This window comes from Bradyrhizobium sp. Ce-3 (assembly GCF_022835695.1).
Classification (GTDB): Bacteria; Pseudomonadota; Alphaproteobacteria; order Rhizobiales; family Xanthobacteraceae; genus Bradyrhizobium.
This window is the reverse complement of record NZ_BQUV01000010.1, coordinates 12,979-31,682: the sequence shown is the minus strand read 5'-3', so window position 1 is coordinate 31,682 and position 18,704 is coordinate 12,979. Positions and strand designations below refer to the sequence as shown.

General features: G+C 65.8%; 17 protein-coding genes. 6 read left to right on the top strand and 11 right to left on the bottom strand.

The genetic code is table 11. The features are described from left to right. The first annotated feature begins 18 nt into the window (after positions 1 to 18). From BRSPCE3_RS29625 to BRSPCE3_RS29615, 3 genes are all read left to right on the top strand, one after another. Positions 19 to 516, top strand: coding sequence for a type II toxin-antitoxin system HicB family antitoxin (locus tag BRSPCE3_RS29625; RefSeq protein WP_244069882.1), 498 nt, complete (start codon positions 19 to 21; stop codon positions 514 to 516). Positions 517 to 812: 296 nt separating this feature from the next. Continuing rightward, positions 813 to 2,057, top strand: a complete 1,245-nt coding sequence (locus BRSPCE3_RS29620; RefSeq protein ID WP_244069881.1) for an MFS transporter — start codon at positions 813 to 815, stop codon at positions 2,055 to 2,057. Between the two features lie 118 nt (positions 2,058 to 2,175). Continuing rightward, complete coding sequence (locus BRSPCE3_RS29615) at positions 2,176 to 3,744, top strand: MFS transporter (protein WP_283843179.1); 1,569 nt, start codon at positions 2,176 to 2,178, stop codon at positions 3,742 to 3,744. Here BRSPCE3_RS29615 and BRSPCE3_RS29610 read toward each other — a convergent pair. Further along, the gene (locus tag BRSPCE3_RS29610) at positions 3,636 to 4,130 is read right to left on the bottom strand and encodes a VOC family protein (RefSeq protein WP_244069880.1); all 495 of its coding nucleotides are present in this window, start codon (positions 4,128 to 4,130) and stop codon (positions 3,636 to 3,638) included. The two genes, BRSPCE3_RS29615 and BRSPCE3_RS29610, sit on opposite strands and share 109 nt — an antisense overlap. A 135-nt stretch (positions 4,131 to 4,265) precedes the next feature. After that, positions 4,266 to 4,811 (bottom strand): carboxymuconolactone decarboxylase family protein, encoded by a 546-nt coding sequence (locus tag BRSPCE3_RS29605; RefSeq protein ID WP_244069879.1) that lies wholly within the window; start codon positions 4,809 to 4,811, stop codon positions 4,266 to 4,268. Between the two features lie 168 nt (positions 4,812 to 4,979). Here BRSPCE3_RS29605 and BRSPCE3_RS29600 point away from each other — a divergent pair, with 168 nt between their 5' ends. Then, a complete protein-coding gene (locus tag BRSPCE3_RS29600) occupies positions 4,980 to 6,164 on the top strand; it encodes an acyl-CoA dehydrogenase family protein (RefSeq protein WP_244069878.1) in 1,185 nt (394 codons plus the stop codon). A gap of 155 nt (positions 6,165 to 6,319) precedes the next feature. Then, entirely contained in the window at positions 6,320 to 7,459 is a 1,140-nt protein-coding gene (locus tag BRSPCE3_RS29595) for an acyl-CoA dehydrogenase family protein (protein ID WP_244069877.1), read from the top strand. Between the two features lie 117 nt (positions 7,460 to 7,576). Here the strand turns inward: BRSPCE3_RS29595 and BRSPCE3_RS29590 are convergent, their stop codons facing one another. The 9 genes from BRSPCE3_RS29590 to BRSPCE3_RS29550 form a co-directional block, all read right to left on the bottom strand. Then, positions 7,577 to 8,614 (bottom strand): amino acid ABC transporter substrate-binding protein, encoded by a 1,038-nt coding sequence (locus tag BRSPCE3_RS29590; protein ID WP_244069876.1) that lies wholly within the window; start codon positions 8,612 to 8,614, stop codon positions 7,577 to 7,579. Between the two features lie 61 nt (positions 8,615 to 8,675). Further along, the gene (locus BRSPCE3_RS29585) at positions 8,676 to 9,269 is read right to left on the bottom strand and encodes a L,D-transpeptidase (RefSeq protein ID WP_229167489.1); all 594 of its coding nucleotides are present in this window, start codon (positions 9,267 to 9,269) and stop codon (positions 8,676 to 8,678) included. Between the two features lie 223 nt (positions 9,270 to 9,492). Beyond that, positions 9,493 to 9,621 carry a DUF2474 domain-containing protein gene (locus BRSPCE3_RS29580; protein WP_244069875.1) on the bottom strand — a complete coding sequence of 43 codons (129 nt, stop codon included), beginning with the start codon at positions 9,619 to 9,621 and terminating at the stop codon, positions 9,493 to 9,495. Next, complete coding sequence (gene cydB / locus BRSPCE3_RS29575; protein ID WP_244069874.1) at positions 9,621 to 10,622, bottom strand: cytochrome d ubiquinol oxidase subunit II; 1,002 nt, start codon at positions 10,620 to 10,622, stop codon at positions 9,621 to 9,623. The genes BRSPCE3_RS29580 and cydB overlap by 1 nt, the downstream gene beginning before the upstream one ends. Beyond that, a complete protein-coding gene (locus tag BRSPCE3_RS29570; protein WP_244069873.1) occupies positions 10,619 to 12,022 on the bottom strand; it encodes a cytochrome ubiquinol oxidase subunit I in 1,404 nt (467 codons plus the stop codon). Before BRSPCE3_RS29570 ends, cydB begins: the two co-directional genes overlap by 4 nt. Positions 12,023 to 12,097: 75 nt before the next feature. Beyond that, a complete protein-coding gene (locus tag BRSPCE3_RS29565) occupies positions 12,098 to 12,676 on the bottom strand; it encodes a thioredoxin family protein (RefSeq protein WP_244069872.1) in 579 nt (192 codons plus the stop codon). An 18-nt stretch (positions 12,677 to 12,694) separates the two neighbouring features. Further along, positions 12,695 to 13,390, bottom strand: a complete 696-nt coding sequence (locus BRSPCE3_RS29560; protein ID WP_244070129.1) for a cytochrome c biogenesis CcdA family protein — start codon at positions 13,388 to 13,390, stop codon at positions 12,695 to 12,697. Between the two features lie 481 nt (positions 13,391 to 13,871). Continuing rightward, complete coding sequence (locus tag BRSPCE3_RS29555) at positions 13,872 to 14,483, bottom strand: sigma-70 family RNA polymerase sigma factor (protein ID WP_244069871.1); 612 nt, start codon at positions 14,481 to 14,483, stop codon at positions 13,872 to 13,874. A gap of 246 nt (positions 14,484 to 14,729) precedes the next feature. After that, complete coding sequence (locus BRSPCE3_RS29550; protein ID WP_244069870.1) at positions 14,730 to 15,791, bottom strand: acyltransferase family protein; 1,062 nt, start codon at positions 15,789 to 15,791, stop codon at positions 14,730 to 14,732. 231 nt (positions 15,792 to 16,022) lie between these two features. Between BRSPCE3_RS29550 and hrpB the strand changes: the two genes are divergently transcribed. Continuing rightward, positions 16,023 to 18,503: an ATP-dependent helicase HrpB gene (gene hrpB / locus BRSPCE3_RS29545; RefSeq protein ID WP_244069869.1), complete on the top strand. Its 2,481-nt coding sequence runs from the start codon at positions 16,023 to 16,025 to the stop codon at positions 18,501 to 18,503. The last annotated feature ends 201 nt before the right edge of the window (positions 18,504 to 18,704 follow it).

Here is an 18,704-nt window from a genome sequence, read left to right as displayed (position 1 = left end):
CCAACGACGGAGGCCAGAATGAAGAGACGGCTTTATCCGGCCGTGCTGGAGCGCGGACCGCGCGGCGCTTTCGGGGCGTGGTTTCCGGATTTTCCCGGCTGCGTCGCCGGCGGCAGGTCGCAGGAAGAGGCGATCGAGCGTGCCGAGCATGCGCTGGCGCAGGCGGTCGACGGCTGGGTCGAGCAGGGCAAGCCGTTGCCGGAGCCGACACCGATCGAGCGCATCGTGGCACCCAAGGGCTCCGACGTCGCCGCATTCTTCATGGTCGGCGTCGATCCGCCTGATCCATCCGAGCGCGTCAACGTCTATCTGCCGAAAAGCCTGATCACGCGGATCGACAAGCGCGCTGCCGAGCTCGGCATGAGCCGTTCGAGCTTCTTCGGCTTTGCCAGTTCGCTCGCGCTGGAATGGCCGGGCGGCTATCCGCGCGGCGCCCCGATCGCACCGCGTTCCAAGGTGCACAAGACCGGCGCGCTGCGTGCCGAGAAGCGGCCGGGCAAGAAGCCGGTGCGGTAGCTTCCGCTCGTCATTCCGGGGCGCGCCTCTTGGCGCGAGCCCGGAATCCATTTCTCCGCGCGTTTCGTGTCTCCGCGCGTTTCGTGGATGAATGGATTCCGGGCTCTCGCTTCGCGAGCCCCGGAATGACGACGGGATAGGGTGCCAGGCGCTCCTTATTTCGAAAGGCGGAGCCATCCATCGTGTGCGCCTCCCGCATGGCCTTCGTCCGTTTGCGGCGGTTGATCGGCCTCGACCCGCTCTCCATAGTGCGCGCGATTGGAGGCTCCCGCCGGGGCTTCGAGGCGGGACCACCGATGATCGACGTGACGGCTGCGGATGAGACGAGCGACGACGCGCGGGCGCGCAGCAATGTGTGGCGGCTTGCGGCGGCGCAGGCGCTGACCGGCGCCAATTCGGCGGTGATCTTCGCCACCGGCTCGATCGTCGGCGCGACGCTGGCACCCGACATCTCGCTCGCGACGGTGCCGCTCTCGATGTATGTGCTCGGGCTCGCCGCCGGCACGCTGCCGACCGGCGCGATCTCGCGCGCCTATGGCCGCCGCGTCGCCTTCATCGTCGGCACCTTCTGCGGCACGCTGACCGGCGCGCTCGGCGCCTGGGCGATCCTGCATTCATCGTTCTGGCTGTTCTGCGGCGCGACCTTCCTCGGCGGACTCTATGGCGCCGTCGCGCAGTCCTATCGCTTCGCGGCAGCCGATGGCGCCAGCGTCGCATTTCGGCCCAAGGCGGTGTCCTGGGTGATGGCCGGTGGCGTGTTCGCCGGCGTGCTCGGGCCGCAGCTCGTGCAATGGACCATGGACATCTGGCCGCCTTACCTGTTCGCGTTCTCCTTCGTGATGCAGGCCCTCGTCGCGCTGGTGGCGATGGCGGTGCTCTCAGGCGTCGATGCGCCAAAGCCCGCGGCGGCGGATCTGCATGGCGGCCGCCCGCTGCTCGAGATCGCGAGGCAACCGCGCTTCATCGCCGCGGCGCTGTGCGGCGTGATCGCCTATCCGATGATGAATCTGGTGATGACCTCGGCGCCGCTCGCGATGAAGATGTGCGGGCTGTCGGTCAGCGATTCCAATTTCGGCATCCAGTGGCACATTGTGGCGATGTATGGCCCGAGCTTCTTCACCGGCTCGCTGATCGCGCGGTTTGGCGCACCTCGCATCGTCGCGCTCGGGCTGGCGCTCGAGGCTGTCGCCGCGATGATCGGGTTGTCCGGCATCACGGCGCCGCACTTCTGGGCGACGCTGTTCGTGCTCGGGATCGGCTGGAACTTCGCGTTCGTCGGCGCCTCCGCGCTGGTGCTGGAAACGCACCGCCCGCAGGAGCGCAACAAGGTGCAGGCGTTCAACGATTTCCTGGTGTTCGGCATGATGGCGATCGGCTCGTTCTCGTCGGGCCAGCTGCTCGCGCATTACGGCTGGAATGCCGTCAACATGGTGGTGTTTCCGCCAGTGCTGCTCGGGCTCGTCGTGCTGTCGCTGGCCTCGTTCGCCAAGCGCCGCGCCAAATTGCGCGCGGTGGAAGAAATCCCGGATCCCAGTATCTAGCCTGCTGCTGCCAATTGCTGACACTTCGATCCGTTTCGAAGTGACCGGCTTGCACGGCTCCTTACATCGTGGGAACGGAATAATCCGGTCCTGACGATGTGAGAAGCAAGAGCAAGAAATGGACGCATCATCGCCTACGCAAGCAGACGAATCCTCGCTCGGCTATGAGGGCTGGCGCATCGTCGCCGTCTGCTTCCTGCTTGCGACCTTCGGCTGGGGACTGGGCTTCTACGGCCAGAGCGTCTATGTCGCCGAGCTGCAGCGGCTGCACGGCTGGCCGGCGTCGCTGATCTCCTCGGGCACCACCTTCTTCTATCTGTTCGGCGCCGCGCTGGTCGCCTTCGTCAGCGAGGCGATCAAGGCGTTCGGTGCGCGCGGCTGCCTGATCGCGGGCACCCTTGCGATGGCGGTTGCCGCGGTGGCGATCGGCGAGGTGCGCGAGCCCTGGCAGCTCTATCTCGCCGATGCGCTCTTGGCGTTCGGCTGGGCCGGCACCAGCCTCGGCATCATCACCAACACGCTCGGCCTGTGGTTCGACAAGAAGCGCGGCATGGCGATCAGCCTGGCGCTGAACGGCGCCAGCTTCGGCGGCATCGTCGGCGTGCCGCTGCTGGTGGCCGGCATCGGTTATTTCGGCTTCTCCGGCGCGATGATCGCGGCCGCGGTGGCGCTCGTCGTGGTGATGGTGCCAGTCATCCTGATCTGCGTCGGACAGCCTCCGGCGCATCTGCACGCGGTGACGTCAGCGGCGGCCGCCGCACCGTCGGCGACCCAGGTGCGGGCGCGGGCGCTGCGCGACATCCGCTTCCTCTCGGTCTCGGTTGCCTTCGCGCTGGTGCTGTTCGCCCAGGTCGGCTTCATCGTGCATCTGATCGCCTATCTCGACCAGGTGATCGGCCGCGAGCGCGCCACGGTGGCGATGGCGCTGTTGACCGCGATGGCCGTGGTCGGGCGCGTGTCTTTCTCGTTCGTGATCGACCGGCTCAACCAGCGGCTGGCGTCGGCGCTGTCCTTTGTCAGCCAGGCGATTGCGCTCGCAATCATCATCAACGTGCATAACGACATCGCGCAGATCGCCGCCTGCGCGCTGTTCGGCTTCTCGGTCGGCAATCTGATCACGCTGCCGGCGCTGATCATCCAGCGCGAGTTCGACCCGCGCGCGTTCGGCGTGCTGGTCAGCCTGATCACCGCGATCAACCAGATCACCTACGCCTTCGGCCCCGGCGTGATCGGGCTGCTACACGATCTCTCAGGCAGCTACACGCTGCCGTTCTACGGCTGCATCGGGCTGGAGCTGATCGCGGCGGCGGCGATCATGAGGGGAAGCCGCTTTCCACCTCCCCTTGAAAAGGGGAGGTCGCTTTGCGCGCAGAGCAAAGCGGGTGGGGATCCGGTCTCTCCATTTGCAGCGGAGCCTGCGGCTGACCCCCATCCCGACCTTCCCCCTTTCAGGGGGAAGGGGAATAAAGCTGTAGCCCGGATGAAGCGAAGCGTAATCCGGGAGCAGCGTGACCTCATGGAGCGAACCCTGGATTTCGCTCCGCTCCATCCGGGCTACGAAATTATCGCACCGCGGAATTACGCCACCCGCTGCTTCAGCAGGTCTTCCAGATCCAGCCGCCGTGTGAACATCGAAAGCTTGCCGTCGGCGCTGCGCGGCCATTCGGCTTCGGGCCGGTCCCAATAGAGCTCGACGCCGTTCTCGTCGGGATCGCGCAAATAGAGCGCCTGGCTGACGCCGTGGTCGCTGGCGCCATCGAGCTGGATGCCGGCCGACAGCACCCGGTGCAGCGCATCGGCGAGCGCCGGACGGGTCGGATAGAGGATGGCGGTGTGGAACAGGCCGGTGGTGCCGGGTGGCGGTGGATGGCCGCCCTTGCTCTCCCAGGTGTTGAGGCCGATGTGGTGGTGATAACCGCCGGCCGAGATGAAGGCCGCATCCGTCCCGAGGCGCTGCTGCAGTTCGAAGCCGAGCACGCCGCAGTAGAAGCCGAGTGCGCGCTCGAGATCGGCGACCTTGAGATGGACATGCCCGATCCGCGTGCCCGCGATGATGGGGGGATTTTCCGGCATGACATGGCTCCATTGGCATCAACGCCGCGCCATCAGGGGCAGGGCTTCGCCGCCTGATATAGTCCGGATTTGCCGGCCCCGGAGCTACCCATCCGGAAACCCAGCGTTTCCGAACGGCGCCACGGTCCGCCTGACCTAGCAGAGCTCCGACAACTCGCCGCCGGGCAGCTGGAACTCAAACGTGTTCAGCGTCATCGATACCATGGTGTAGTAGCCGCAGAGGCCGATCACCTCGACCAGGCCGCGCGGGCTCAGCACCTCGACCGCCTCGTCATACAGCCCCTTCGGCAGGCCGTGACCTTCGTGCAGTGCCTTGGCGACGTCGTAGATCACCCTGGCCTTGGGATCGTCGAAGGTCGGCGTCCGGCGCACGCGAATGTCCTCGATGATCTTGGGGTCGAGGCCGCCTTTCAGCGCGAGGCGCTTGTGGGCATACCACTCGTAATGCGCGGTCCAGTGCCGCGCGGTGACGAGGATTGCGATCTCCGCGAGTTTCGCCGGAAAGATCGTGTCGAAGCGCAGCACCTCGCCGAGCCGGGTGGCATGCCGCGCCATCTCCGGACTGTTCAGCCAGGCCATCATCGGCGCCGGTGGCGCGCCGCGCTTGCCGGCGATCGACTCGTCGTAGGTTTCTTTCTGGGCGGCGTTCATTTCGCTAGGCGAAAGCAGCTTCAGCCGCATGTCCGTTTCCTCTTGTTTTTCAATCGTTACCCCACCTCGGCGATACACCCGATCGCGCAAGGTGAGTAGCGACGCCAGAGCATGGCGCGGCCGCGAGGCATATTGAATTCGGCGGCTGCGTAGGTCTAAGGTCGAATCCAATTCGTCGAATTTGACTGGAAACGCATCATGGCTGACCTCGAGAAATTCCGCGCGGAGACCCGCGCCTGGCTGGAGCAGAACTGCCCGGCGGAGATGCGCAAGCCGATGACCTCGGATGGCGACACCTTCTGGGGTGGCCGCAACGCGAAATTCTCCTCCGACGCGCAGCGTGTCTGGTTCGAGCGGATGCGCGACAAGGGCTGGACCGTGCCGCATTGGCCGAAGGAATATGGCGGCGGCGGCCTCGACGGCGAGGAAGCCAAGATCGTGCGCCAGGAGATGGCGGCGATCGGCGCGCGTCAGCCGCTGACCTCGTTCGGCATCTCGATGCTCGGACCGGCGCTGCTGAAGTACGGCACCGAGGAGCAGAAGAAGGAGCATCTGCCCAAGATCACCGCGGGCCTGATCCGCTGGTGCCAGGGCTATTCCGAGCCGAATGCCGGCTCCGACCTCGCATCGCTGCAGACCCGCGCGGTCGGCGACGGCGACGACTACATCATCAACGGCCAGAAGATCTGGACCTCCTACGCCAATTACGCCGACTGGATTTTTTGTCTCGTGCGCACCGATCCGGCGGCCAAGAAGCATGACGGCATCAGCTTCATCCTGTTCGACATGGCCTCGAAGGGCGTGTCGACAAAACCGATCCTCCTGATCTCGGGCTACTCGCCGTTCTGCGAAACCTTCTTCGACAATGTCCGGGTGCCGAAGTCGCATGTGGTGGGCACGGTCAATCGCGGCTGGGATGTCGCGAAGTACCTGCTGCAGCACGAGCGCGCGATGATCTCGGGCATGGGCGAGCGCGGCGTCGGCCGTCCGCTCGGCCAGATCGCCGCCGACTCGGTCGGCGCGGACGCGGAAGGCAAGCTCGACGATGCGCAGCTGCGCAGCCAGATTGCGAGCTTCGAGGTCGACGAGGCCGCGCTCGCCGCAGCCGCCGAGCGTGCGGTTGATCTCGCCAAGGCCGGGCAGTCGCATCCGGCGTTCTCCTCGGCGATGAAATATTACGGCACCGAGCTCAACAAGCGCCGCTACGAGATCCTGATGTCGGCCGGCGGCATCGACGCGCTGGAATGGGAGAGCGACCGCTCCAAAGGCGGCGCCCGCCCGCGCGCCTGGCTGCGCACCAAGGCCAACTCGATCGAGGGCGGCACCTCCGAGGTGATGCTCGGCATCGTCGCCAAGCGCATCCTCGATCTGCCGGGCGCGTGAGGCACAGTTTCACCACCCGTCATTCCGGGATGGCCCGAAGGGCCAGGCCCGGAATCCATAACCACGATCGGGAGTATGGATTCCGGGCTCGCGACTACGTCGCGCCCCGGAATGACGAGTTCAACATCTGAATTATCGAAGAGCGGAATCCATCCATGGCCCTCGTCCTCACCGAAGAACAATCCATGCTGCGCGACAGTGCGCGCGGTCTCATCAGCGACAAGGCGCCGGTGGCGCATCTGCGCGGTCTGCGCGATGCCAAGGACACCACCGGCTTCTCGCGCGAGCTCTGGTCAACCTTTGCCGAGATGGGCTTCTCCGGGCTGCTGGTGCCTGAAAAATTCGGCGGCAGCGGGCTCGGCTGCGTCGAGGCCGGCATCGTCATGGAGGAGATCGGCCGCACCTTGATGCCGTCGCCGTTCCTTTCGACCGCGGTGCTCGCCGCATCGGCGCTGTCGCGCGGCGGCAGCGAGGCGCAGAAGGCGCAGCATCTGCCCAAGATCGCCGACGGCTCGCTGCTCGCGGCGCTCGCGATCGACGAGGGCGCCAAGCATCGCCCGCTGCAGACCAGGTTGCAGGCCACGCGTTCCGGCAACGGCTTCAAGCTGTCCGGCGACAAGGCCTTCGTGGTCGACGGCCACACCGCGGACCTCCTGATCGTTGCGGCGCGCACCGGCGGCAGCGCCGGCGACAGCAACGGGCTGACGCTGTTCCTGGTCGATCCGAAGGCCAGGGGCCTCGTGGTCGAGCGCACCGCGATGGTCGATTCGCACAACGCGGCGCGCATCGTGTTCGACAATGTCGAGGTCAATGCCGATCAGGTGCTCGGCGAGGTCGATCAGGGCTTTGGCCTGCTCGACGGCGTGCTCAATATCGGCCGCGGCGCGGTGGCGTCCGAAATGGTCGGCCTTTCCGACGAGGTGTTCGGCCGCACCGTGACCTATCTGAAGGAGCGCAAGCAGTTCGGCAAGGCGATCGGCGAATTCCAGGCGCTGCAGCACCGCGCCGCCCAGCTCTACATCGATATCGAGATCACCCGCGCTGCCGTGCTCAAGGCGCTGCAGGCGCTCGATGCGGATATCGAGAAGGCCGCTACCGCGGTCGCAGTGGCAAAAGCGCGTGCCGGCACCACGGCGACGCTGGCCGTGCAGGAAGGCGTGCAGATGCACGGCGGCATGGGCATGACCGACCAGTTCGACATCGGCTTCTTCATGAAGCGCGCCCGCGTCTGCCAGGAGCTGTTCGGCGACAGCAATTTCCACACCGACCGGCTGGCGAGCGGCAAGGGGTATTGATTGTCATTCCGGGGCGCGCTTAGCGCGAGCCCGGAATCCATTGCGCCGCCGTTGCTGCGGCCTGATGGATTCCGGGCCTGCGCCTGTCGGCGCATCCCGGAATGACGACATTTGTTGTTACCGGATCGGCGGCGCGTACTGCACGCCGCCGGCGTTCCAGAGCTGGTTCATGCCGCGCGGGATCTTCAGCTTGGAATCGGCGCCGACGTTGCGGTCGTAGACCTCGCCGTAATTGCCGACATGGCGGATGATGCGCACCGCCCAGTCCTTGGTCAGGCCGAGATCCTCGCCATAGGAACCCTCGGTGCCGACCAGCCGCATCACTTCCGGCTTCTTCGACTTCAGCGCCTCGTCGATGTTCTTCGAGGTGATGCCGAGCTCCTCGGCGTTGATCATGGCGTAGAGCGTCCACTTCACGATCATCATCCAGTCGTCGTCGCGCAGGCGTACGACCGGCGCCAGCGGCTCCTTGGAGATGATGTCGGCCAGGATCATGTGGTCGTTCGGCTTGGAGAGGTTGAGCCGCAGCGCGTAGAGCTGCGAGGCATCCGAGGTCAGCGTGTCGCACTGGCCGGAGTCGTAGGCCTTCACGACATCGTCCAGCTTGTCGAACTTCATCTCCGTGTACTTCATGTTGTTGGCACGGAAATAGTCGGCGAGGTTGAGCTGCGTCGTGGTGTTGGCCTGGACGCAGACCTTGCTGCCGTTGAGGTCGAGCGCGGAGTCGATGTTGCGCGAGCGCGGGATCATGAAGCCCTGGCCGTCATAATAGGCGACCGCCGGGAAATAGAGATCGTAATTGGTTTCGCGCGACATGCTCCAGGTGGAGTTGCGCGACAGGATGTCGACCTTGCGGTTCTGCAGCTCCTTGAAGCGCTCGCTGGCGTCGAGCGGAACGAACTTGGCCTTCGACGGATCGTCGAAGATCGCCGAGGCCACCGCGCGGCAGAAGTCGACGTCGAAGCCGGTCCAGTTGCCCTTGTCGTCCGGGTTCGAGAAGCCCGGCAGGCCCTTGTTGACACCGCACAGCACCTCGCCGCGGCGCACGGTGCGCTTCAGCGTGCGGGTGTCGTAGCGCTCATAGGTGATGGCGGCGGCCGCAATCAGCGCGGCGACCGCGAGCCCGATCGTCAGGCCGCCTCGAAATGTACGCATGGGTTCTCTCTCGCGAAGGATCGGGGAAAAGCGGATCGATATCGAAGGCGGGTGGTGGAGATTAGAGTTCGGGCTTCTGCCGGATGATCACCTTGGTGCCGACGGGAACGCGGTTGTAGAGATCGGCGACGTCGGCATTGACGAGGCGGAAGCAGCCCGACGAGATCGCGGTGCCGATGGTGTCGGGCCGGTTGGTGCCGTGGATGCGGTACACCGTGGTGCCGAGATACATGGCGCGCGCGCCGAGCGGATTGCCCGGGCCGCCCGCCATGAAGCGCGGCAGATAGGGCTGGCGGGCGATCATTTCCGGCGGCGGGGTCCAGTCCGGCCACTCGGCCTTGCGGGTGATGGTCACCAGGCCCTGCCACGTGAAGCCGTCGCGGCCGACGCCGATGCCGTAGCGCAACGCGCGGCCGTTGCCTTGCACGAGGTAGAGATGGCGTTCGGCGGTGGAGACGATGATGGTGCCCGGCGCCTCGTTGGTCCGGTAGTAGACGACCTGCTTCTGCCACTCCGGATCGAGCTCGTAGCTGTCGTCGGCGACCAGGCCCGGCTCGTCGGCGTCCGGGCGGCTCTGGGCAAAGCCTTGCGACGTCGACAGCACGAGCGCGCCCGTGGCGATCAACATCCAGACCAGGTGACGAAGTTTCGTCATTGAAAGCTCTCCTTGTTGGCGCAGCGCCAAATGGTTGCTCCACCCAAATGCGCATGGTCCGCCAAAGTGTGAGCGGTTTGGCGATCAGACCATGCGCCACTTTTAACTCGAACATCAAATCTGAGCGGCAGCTTGATGGCAAGTTTAGGGCGGGCGTCACACTATATCACTGTAATGCTTCTGTTTTTTGTCATGGCACCCGCGGCACGCGGCGCGGGACGCCTTATTTCGGCGCGATCCAGAGTCGCAACGCGAACGATATGACCGTCACCGTGCCGACGCCGCCGAGCCAGAGCGCTGCGAACCATAACAGGCGCTGCCCGAGCGGCCGCTGATTCGGAGGAAGGGGCATCAATGATATCCGTGGCCGGGGCGCACCTTGCCGCGGAATACCCAATAGGCCCAGGCGGTGTAGCCGAGGATCAGCGGCACCAGGATCGAGACCCCGAACAGCATGAAGATCTGGCTGTTGGCGGGCGACGCCGCCTGCCAGATCGTGATGCTCTGCGGCACGATGTAGGGGTACATGCTGATGCCGAGCCCGGCATAGGACAGGGCGAACAGGGCGAGCACCAGGAAGAACGGCTGGTGGTCGTTCCTGTTGCCGAGCGCGCGCAGCAATAGCGCGGTGACGGCGGCGACCGCGATCGGGACCGGCGCGGTGAGGATGATGTCGGGCCAGGCGAACCAGCGCTGGGTGTACTGCACGGCCAGGAACGGCGTTGCGATGCTGACGGCGCCGATCGCGCACAGCATCGCGACCAGCAACATCCAGCTCAGATGATAGGCGCGCTCGCGCAGCTCGCCCTCGGTCTTCATCACCAGCCAGGTCGCGCCCAGCAGCGCATAGCCGATCACCAGCGCGATGCCGGTCAGGACGCTGAACGGCGTCAGCCAATCCCACCAGCCGCCGGCATAGTGGCGTCCCTCGACATGGATGCCCTGCAGGATGGCGCCGAGCGCGATGCCTTGCGCCAGCGTTGCGACCAGCGAGCCGCCGGCGAAGGCGAGATCCCATTTGTTGCGCGCCTTCTGGGTGCGCCAGCGGAATTCGAAGGCGACGCCGCGGAACACCAGCCCGAGCAGCATCGCGATCATCGGCGTGTAGAGCGCCGGCATCAGCACCGCATAGGCCAGCGGAAACGCCGCCATCATGCCGCCGCCGCCGAGCACAAGCCAGGTCTCGTTGCCGTCCCACACCGGCGCCACCGTGTTCATGATGACGTCGCGGTCGGCCTTCTGCGGGAACAGCGGAAACAGGATGCCGAGGCCGAGATCGAAGCCGTCCATCACGACATAGACGAACACGGCAAAGGCGATGATGAAGGCCCAGATGATGGCGAGATCGATCATCGCACGCCCTCCACGGCACCTGCCGCCGGCGTGATGCCGGCCGCGCGGGCGGGGAGGTCCTTGGTCGGGCCCTGCTCGCCGGGATGCGGCGGCTGCGCCATCAGCCGCAGGATGTAGATCACGCCGGCGGTGAACACGGCGAAATAGACGATGATGAAGGCGATCAGCGAGGAGCCAACCGCCGGCGCTGCCAGCGGCGACGCCGAATCGGTGGTGCGCAGCAGCCCGTAGACCGTGAACGGCTGCCGCCCGGTCTCCGTGGTGATCCAGCCGGCGAGCACCGCGATGAAGCCGGCCGGGCCCATCAGCACCGCGAAGCGATGCAGCAGCTGCGACTGGTACATCATGCCGCGCCAGCGCATCAGCAGGCTGAACAGGCCGAGGCCGAGGATCAGGAAGCCGAGCCCGACCATGATGCGGAACGACCAGAAGGTGATCGGCACCGGCGGCCAGTTTTCACGCGGCACGGTATCGAGGCCGGCGAGCGGCGCGTCGAGCGAATGCTTCAGGATCAGCGACGACAGCTTCGGCACCTCGATCGCGTACTTCACCTTGGCCTCAGCCTGGTCGGGCCAGCCGAACAGGATCAGCGGCGCGCCGTCCTTGTGGCTCTGGTAATGGCCTTCCATCGCCATCACCTTGGCCGGCTGGTGCTCCAGCGTGTTGAGGCCGTGCTGGTCGCCGGCAAGGATCTGGATCGGCGCCACCAGGGTCGCCATCCACATCGCCATCGAGAACATGACGCGCGCGCCCGCCAGATGCTGGTCGCGCAGCAGATGCCAGGCGCCGACCGCGCCGACCACCAGCGAGGTGGTGAGGTAGGCCGCCAGCACCATGTGCACGAGGCGATAGGGGAACGACGGATTGAAGATCACCTTGAGCCAGTCGGCGGCGACGAACTGGCCGTCGGCATTGACGGCATGACCGGCCGGCGTCTGCATCCAGGAATTGGCCGACAGGATCCAGAACGCCGAGATCAGCGTGCCGATCGCGACCATCAGCGTCGCCACGAAGTGCAGCCTGGGGCCGACGCGCTCCAGCCCGAACAGCATCACGCCGAGGAAGCCCGCCTCGAGGAAGAACGCGGTCAAGACCTCATAGGCCATCATCGGGCCGATCACGGGCCCGGTCTTGTCGGCAAAGGACGACCAGTTGGTGCCGAACTGGTAGGACATCACGATGCCCGACACTACGCCCATGCCGAACGCGACCGCGAAGATCTTCAGCCAATAGTTGAACAGGTTGATGAAGACTTCACGCCTGGTGATGAGCCACAGCGCTTCCAGCACCGCGAGATAGCTCGCAAGCCCGATCGAGAATGCGGGAAACACGATGTGGAACGACATCGTGAAAGCGAATTGCGCGCGGGCGAGTACGACCGCATCCCAGCCTTCGAACATGATCCACCACTTGTCGTCGACCTGGCATGAACCTTAGCATGCCAGGTGTGACGGCAAACAGGGCGGATTGTCCGATCAACTATTGGCGTTGAGCAGCCGGGCGACGGTGCGGTCGATCTCGTCGTATTGCCCCTCGCCGGCATGCTGGAACACGATCTTGCCGTTCTGGTCGATGATGTATTGCGCCGGCCAATACTGGTTGCCGTAGGCATTCCAGGTCTGCGAATTGTTGTCCTGCGCCACCGGATACAGGATGCCGTGCCGCTTCAGCGCCGCCTGCACGTTGGAGGCCGAATGCTCGAACGGGAATTCCGGGGTGTGGACGCCGATCACGACGAGGCCGCGATCCCGGTACTTTGAATAAAGTTGGGTGACGTGCGGCAGCGTGTTGACGCAGTTGACGCAGCCATAGGTCCAGAAATCCACCAGCACGACCTTGCCGCGCAGATCGGCAAGCTTCAACGGCTGCGAATTGAACCAGGTGCTGATCCCGGCGAATTCCGGCGCGGTCGGGCTCTGTTCGGTGGTCATCGCGACCGCCCGCGGCACCGGGACGGCCGGCGCGTCGGACTCGGTGCAGAGACCAGGAATCACGGCGCCGCCGAGACCAAGGGCCGCAACCACGGCCGATACAGCAATCAAGCGCAGGGGCATCGATATCTCCTCAAGAGTTCACAGGCCGATCTGGCCGTTGGGATAGAACTGGGTCAGCCACGCCACGATCAGCGTGTCGTATTGCAGGTAGGACAGCGCGGCGAAGCCGATGATCACGACGCCAAATCCCTGCTGCAGCCGCGGCGCGATCCGCGCCATGCTGCGCACGCGGGTGGTGACGGCCTGCCCGCCATAGGCAATCGCCAGCATCGGGATCGCGGCGCCGACCGCATAGGTGACGAGCTGCAGGCTCGCCCACGCCGTGTCCTTCGAGGTCGCGACGATGGTCAGGATCGAGCCGAGCACGGGGCCGGCACACGGCGTCCACACCAGGCCGAGCGTCGAGCCGAGCACGAAGCCGCCGAACAGGCTCGGCGATGGCGCCGCCTGACCGACGCCGCCGGCCGCACCGGTGAGCCGGATCGCCAGCCACTCGAACGGCGCCGGCCAGATCATCAACAGGCCGAAGCCTGCGAGCAGCACGGCGGCGCCGGTCCGCAGCACGTTCGGATCGAAATCGAAGGCGCGCGTGATCGCGCTCAGCAGCAATGCCACCGCAGAGAATGACATCACGAAGCCGAGCGCGATCATCGCGGGCCGCGCCTTGCCGGTCTGGCCTATCGATACCCCGAGCAGGATTGGCAGCATCGGCAGGGTGCAAGGCGCGGCGACGGTGGCGACACCGGCAAGCAGGGCAAGCGCAAGGCTGAGCATCGTCGTCCGTCCATCAGGAGTCCCGGCGCGCCAGAGGGCCATGCCGGTTACGCCTGATGTTCTTCGCGAGGACGCTTTGGCCGTTACGGCCGTCCGGGTGCCGATGACGTCACGTCAGCGTGAGGCCGCTGTCATGCGTTGCGAGGCTCGCGCCACCCAACCGGTGTCATCGCCCGGCTTGACCGGGCGACGACAGTCTTTTTGTGGCCGCAAGTTGCCCCGCCAAAAACAGAGCGACCCGGCTGGGGGGCATCCCGGCCGGGTCGTTGGAGGTTACTTGGGAGGTTAGAACTAGAGAGGTATCGAAACTGAGTCAGTGACTTGGGGTTGGGGTTGCGTCGTTGGATATCGGTATAGAGATCGCGTTTTTCCGGGTGATGTCGTCGATTGTTTCAATTGTTTCGTCGCCCGATTGATTTGGCTTCGTGGACAATTGCCCGGATTGCGCGATCTCCTTATAAGTCACTGAAATTGCGTTGCTTTATGCCGCGACGCTGTCCACGCCGGCGCCCCTCAGGAGGTCGGCGAGCTGCTTGCGGGCATAGAACATGCGGGTCTTCACCGTGCTCTGCGGGATCCCGATGATCTGGCCGGCCTCCTCGACCGACTTCTCATGGTAGTAGACTAGGTTGATGATCTCGCGGTGGGCCGGCGACAGCTTGGCCACGCAGGCGCGCAGGATCTCGCTGGTGGTGGCGCGATCGAGCGAGGTTTCCGGCGTGTCGGCACCGTCGGCGATTTCCAGCACGTCGTCCTGGTCGATGTCCTCGTGCTTGCGCTGGCGCAGCGCGGTCAGCGCCTTGAAGCGGGCGATCGACAGCAGCCAGGTCGAGACCTGCGAGCGGCCCTCGAACTGGGCCGCGGTGCGCCAGACGTCCAGGAACACCTGGCTGACCAGGTCCTCGGCCATCGTGGTGTCGCGCACCATGCGGAGCACGAAACGGTAAACCCGGACGTTGTGACGGGAATAGAGCGTGTGCATCGAGGTGCGGTTATTCTTGGCGATACGCGCGAGCAGCATTTCATCCGAGGTCGCGCGGGCAGCATCGATATGCTTCGTGGCTGCGGCGTTGATGGCGATGACGTTCGGCATGACAGGCTCCCAGTTCGCCGTTGGGCGGCGGTTCGTTGGGAGAAAGCTAGTTACCGCCCGTTTCCGGATGTCTGCGCGAAAAGCGGAAAATGGTTTCGTGAGGGGGAGAATTGTTTCGTCGCCGGCCGAACGACGAAACATTCGGGACCGAAAAGCCAGTTATTTCAACGCGCGGAAAGTTGGAGTGACCGGAATCACCCCCACGGGAACGATTCCGGGGGCATGACTTTCGGCACTGTCGGGGGCCTATTCGGCCGCCTGCAAAGCGGGCGTTGCCTTTTTCGGGGCAATCCAGAACGCGCCGGGCCGTTCGAACAGGAAATTGGCCCGCACCGCCAGCGCCAGCCGCCAGATCAGCAGCGAGCCGGCGACGCCGGCCACGGTCACGACCAGCGAAATCAGGCCGATGTCGAGGTCGTAGCGCAGCAGCAGGGTGCGGGTCGCGGCCATCGGCAGGAAGAAGGCGAGATAGATCACGATCGAGTGCTCGCCGCAGAAGCGCAGGAAGCCGAGCCAGTGCGCGCGGGCCAGCAGCGTGCCGGTCACGATGATCGCACAGGCGCCGGCAAAGCCGAGCGCCAGCGAGACGACCGGCCATTCGCTGACATCGCGCGCAACCAGGCCGCCGTTGATCAGCACCCAGAGCCCAAGCCCGAGCAGGGCCAGCGCAGGCCGCGCCCGCGCGCGGTCCGAGAGCGCGAACACGTAATCGGCGAGGATATAGCCGGTGTAGAAATAGACGAAGCGGGCGCTGAACTCGTCGACCACGTACCAGCCGGTCGCGACATGCGCCGACTCCAGCGCGGCCGCGATCAGCCAGATCGCGAGCGGGTGGACGTTGCGGGCGAGCTTGGTGACGACGAAGAAGATCGGCAGCAGATAGATGAACCACAGCGTGCCGAACGGCTGGATGAAGGCGACGAGGTATTGCAGCCCGACCTGGGCCCAGCCTTCCTGGGCGGCCAGCGACGGTGCCTTGAAGCCGAACTGGATCGTCACCCACAGCACGTAGAAATAGGCGAAGTGCATCACCTTGCGGTCGAGATAGGTGCGCCAGTCGCGATCGATCACGACCGACAGGAACAGTCCCGAGATCAGGAAGAAGTCCGGCATCCGGAACGGTTTGGCGAACATCACGACATAATGCATGAAGCCGGTCTGCTCGGCGGCCTTCTCGACCCCCAGCACCGAATGCATCATCACCACCATGATGATGCAGATGCCCTTGGCATAGTCGACCCAATCGACGCGCGCACTCGCGTTCCCGGTGGAACGATCTGTCGCGGCGATTGTGCCGTTTGTGGTCATCCTTGTCCTGTTTCGGCGTGATCGGGACCATCATCGGCCCGATCGGTTGCTTTCTCCTTTATCAGTACAAAGGATGTGCCACCTTAACCCGACCCAGCTTAACCCCTGCCTTTCCCCGGTTCCCTGGACCAGGCGAATGGTCTAAGAGCCCGGGAAATCCTAAGAGAATCCGACGCTCGTTAACCACAGGACGCGAGGCTGGCCGAGGGCCGTGGCCTGCGATGAGACCCCTTGCCGCACCAATTCGATAGCCCGCTGCCGATCGACGCCGTGCTCGATGAACTCGACCGCACGCTCGATCGCCACAACGCCGCCGTGCTGGTCGCGCCGCCGGGCGCCGGCAAGACCACACGCGTGCCGCTGGCGCTGCTCGATGCGCCCTGGGCCAGGGGAAAGAAGATCATCGTGCTGGAGCCGCGCCGCATCGCCGCGCGCGCCAGCGCCGAGCGGATGGCGAAGACGCTCGGCGAGCGGCCCGGCGAGACCGTCGGCTATCGGGTGCGCTTCGGCTCGAAGGTGTCGCGCGCGACCCGGATCGAGGTCGTCACCGAAGGCATCTTCTCGCGCCAGATTCTCGACGACCCCGAGCTCAACGGCGTCGCCGCGGTGCTGTTCGACGAATTCCACGAGCGCTCGCTCGATGCCGATCTTGGCCTCGCGCTGGCGCGCGACGCGCAGACCGGCCTGCGCGAGGATCTGCGCATCCTCGTGATGTCGGCGACCCTCGACGGCGCGCGCGTCGCCAGGCTGCTCGGCGATGCGCCTGTGGTCGAGAGCGAGGGCCGGGCCTTTCCGGTTGAGACCCGCTATGTCGGCCGCAAGGTCGACGCGCCGCTGGAGCGGCAGATGGCCGAGACGATCGCGACCGCGCTGCGCGTCGATGCCGGCTCGGTGCTGGCCTTCCTGCCGGGCGCGGCCGAGATCCGCCGCACGCAAACGTTTCTCGCCGAGCGCGTGCACGATGCGTCCGTGGAGATCGTGCCGCTATTCGGCGCGCTCGATCCCAGCGTGCAGGATCGCGCCATCGCGCCGGCGCCGAAGGGCATTCGCAAGGTCGTGCTGGCGACCTCGATTGCCGAGACCTCGCTGACCATCGAGGGCGTCCGCATCGTGGTCGATTGCGGCCTGGCGCGGGTGCCGCGCTACGAGCCTGATATGGCGCTGACCCGGCTCGAGACCGTGCGCGCCTCGCGCGCCGCGGTCGATCAGCGCCGTGGCCGCGCCGGCCGCATCGAGCCCGGCGTCTGCTACCGGCTCTGGGACGAGCCGCAGACCGCCTCGCTGCCGGCCTATACCGCGCCCGAGATCCTCTCGGCCGACCTGTCCTCGCTGGTGCTCGATCTCGCGCAATGGGGCGTCAGCGATCCCGCAAGCGTTGCCTTCCTCGATCCGCCGCCGGGGCCGGCGCTCAAGGAAGCCAGATCGCTGCTGTCGGAGCTCGGCGCGCTGGACGGTGACGGCCGCATCACCGCGGAGGGCCAGAGCCTGCGCGCGCTGGCGCTGCCGCCGCGGCTGGCGCGCATGATCGTGGATTCCGCACGTTTCGGGATGGGCGAGGAGGCGGCTGAAATCGCCGCGGTGCTGACCGAACGCGGGCTCGGCGGCGACAGCGTCGATCTCGACCACAGGCTCGACCAGTTCCGCCGCGACCGCTCGCAGCGCGCATCGAGCGCACGCAGCATGGCCGCGCGCTGGGCTTCGCAAGTGACCTCGCAGGTCAAGGTGGCGGTGAGCGAGCAGAAGGATCTCTCGACCGGCGTCATGCTGGCCTTCGCGTTTCCGGATCGCGTTGCGAAGAACCGCGGCAATGGCAGCTTCGTGCTCGCCAATGGCCGCGGCGCCGCCGTCGAGCAGACCGCGGCGCTGGCACGGCTGCCTTACATCGCGGTCGCCGAACTGACCGGCACCGCTGCAAGCGGTCGCATCCTGTTGGCAGCGCCGATCACCCAGGACGAGATCGAGCAGCGCTTCGCCGACCAGATCGAGACCATCGAGGAGGTGACGTTCGACCGCGCTGCGATGGCGCTGCGCGCGCGCCGCCGCCGCTCGCTGCATGCGATCACGTTCTCGGAAGCGCCGATGCCGCTCAAGCCGTCGGCCGAGACCGCGCGTGTGTTCGCCGACGGCCTGATCGCGGCCGGGCTCGACCGGCTGCCCTGGTCGAAACATTCGAAGCAGTGGCGCGACCGAATCATGTTCCTGCGCAAGGCCGAGGACGAGAGCTGGCCCGATCTGTCGGACACCGCGCTTGCTGCGCGGGCCGACGATTGGCTGGTGGGAGCGCTGTACGACAAGATCGCGCTGAAGGACCTGTCCGCCGGCGACCTGTCGGATGCGCTGATGGCGCTGTTGCCGTGGGAGTTGCGGGCGCGGCTCGACCGCGAGGCGCCGACCCATTTCGAGGCGCCGACCGGAACGCAGCTTGCGATCGATTACGAGGCCGAGCAGGGCCCGACCATTGCAGTCAGGTTGCAGGAGCTGTTCGGGCTCAACACCCATCCCTCGATCGCCAGGGGCGCGGTGCCGCTGGTGCTGGAACTGCTGTCGCCGGCGCAGCGCCCAGTGCAGGTGACGCGCGACCTGCCGGGCTTCTGGCGCGGCAGCTATGCCGCGGTGCGTTCCGACCTGCGCGGCCGCTATCCGCGCCACCCCTGGCCGGAAGATCCCGCCGGCGCGATGCCGACCAGGCGCGTGAAACCGCGCGGAACGTGAATCTTCGAGGCAACGCTTTCTCGCATTCGTCGTCCCGGCGAAGGCCGGGACCCATACGCCGCGGCCGATGTTGTGGATGGCACTCGTCGTTCCAACATCGCGCAACAAGCAACATTTGTGGTTATGGGTCCCGGCCTTCGCCGGGACGACACTGAGCCCTTTTCTCGTTCATGCTCTATCGGTTGCGCTGGCGAGCGTCGG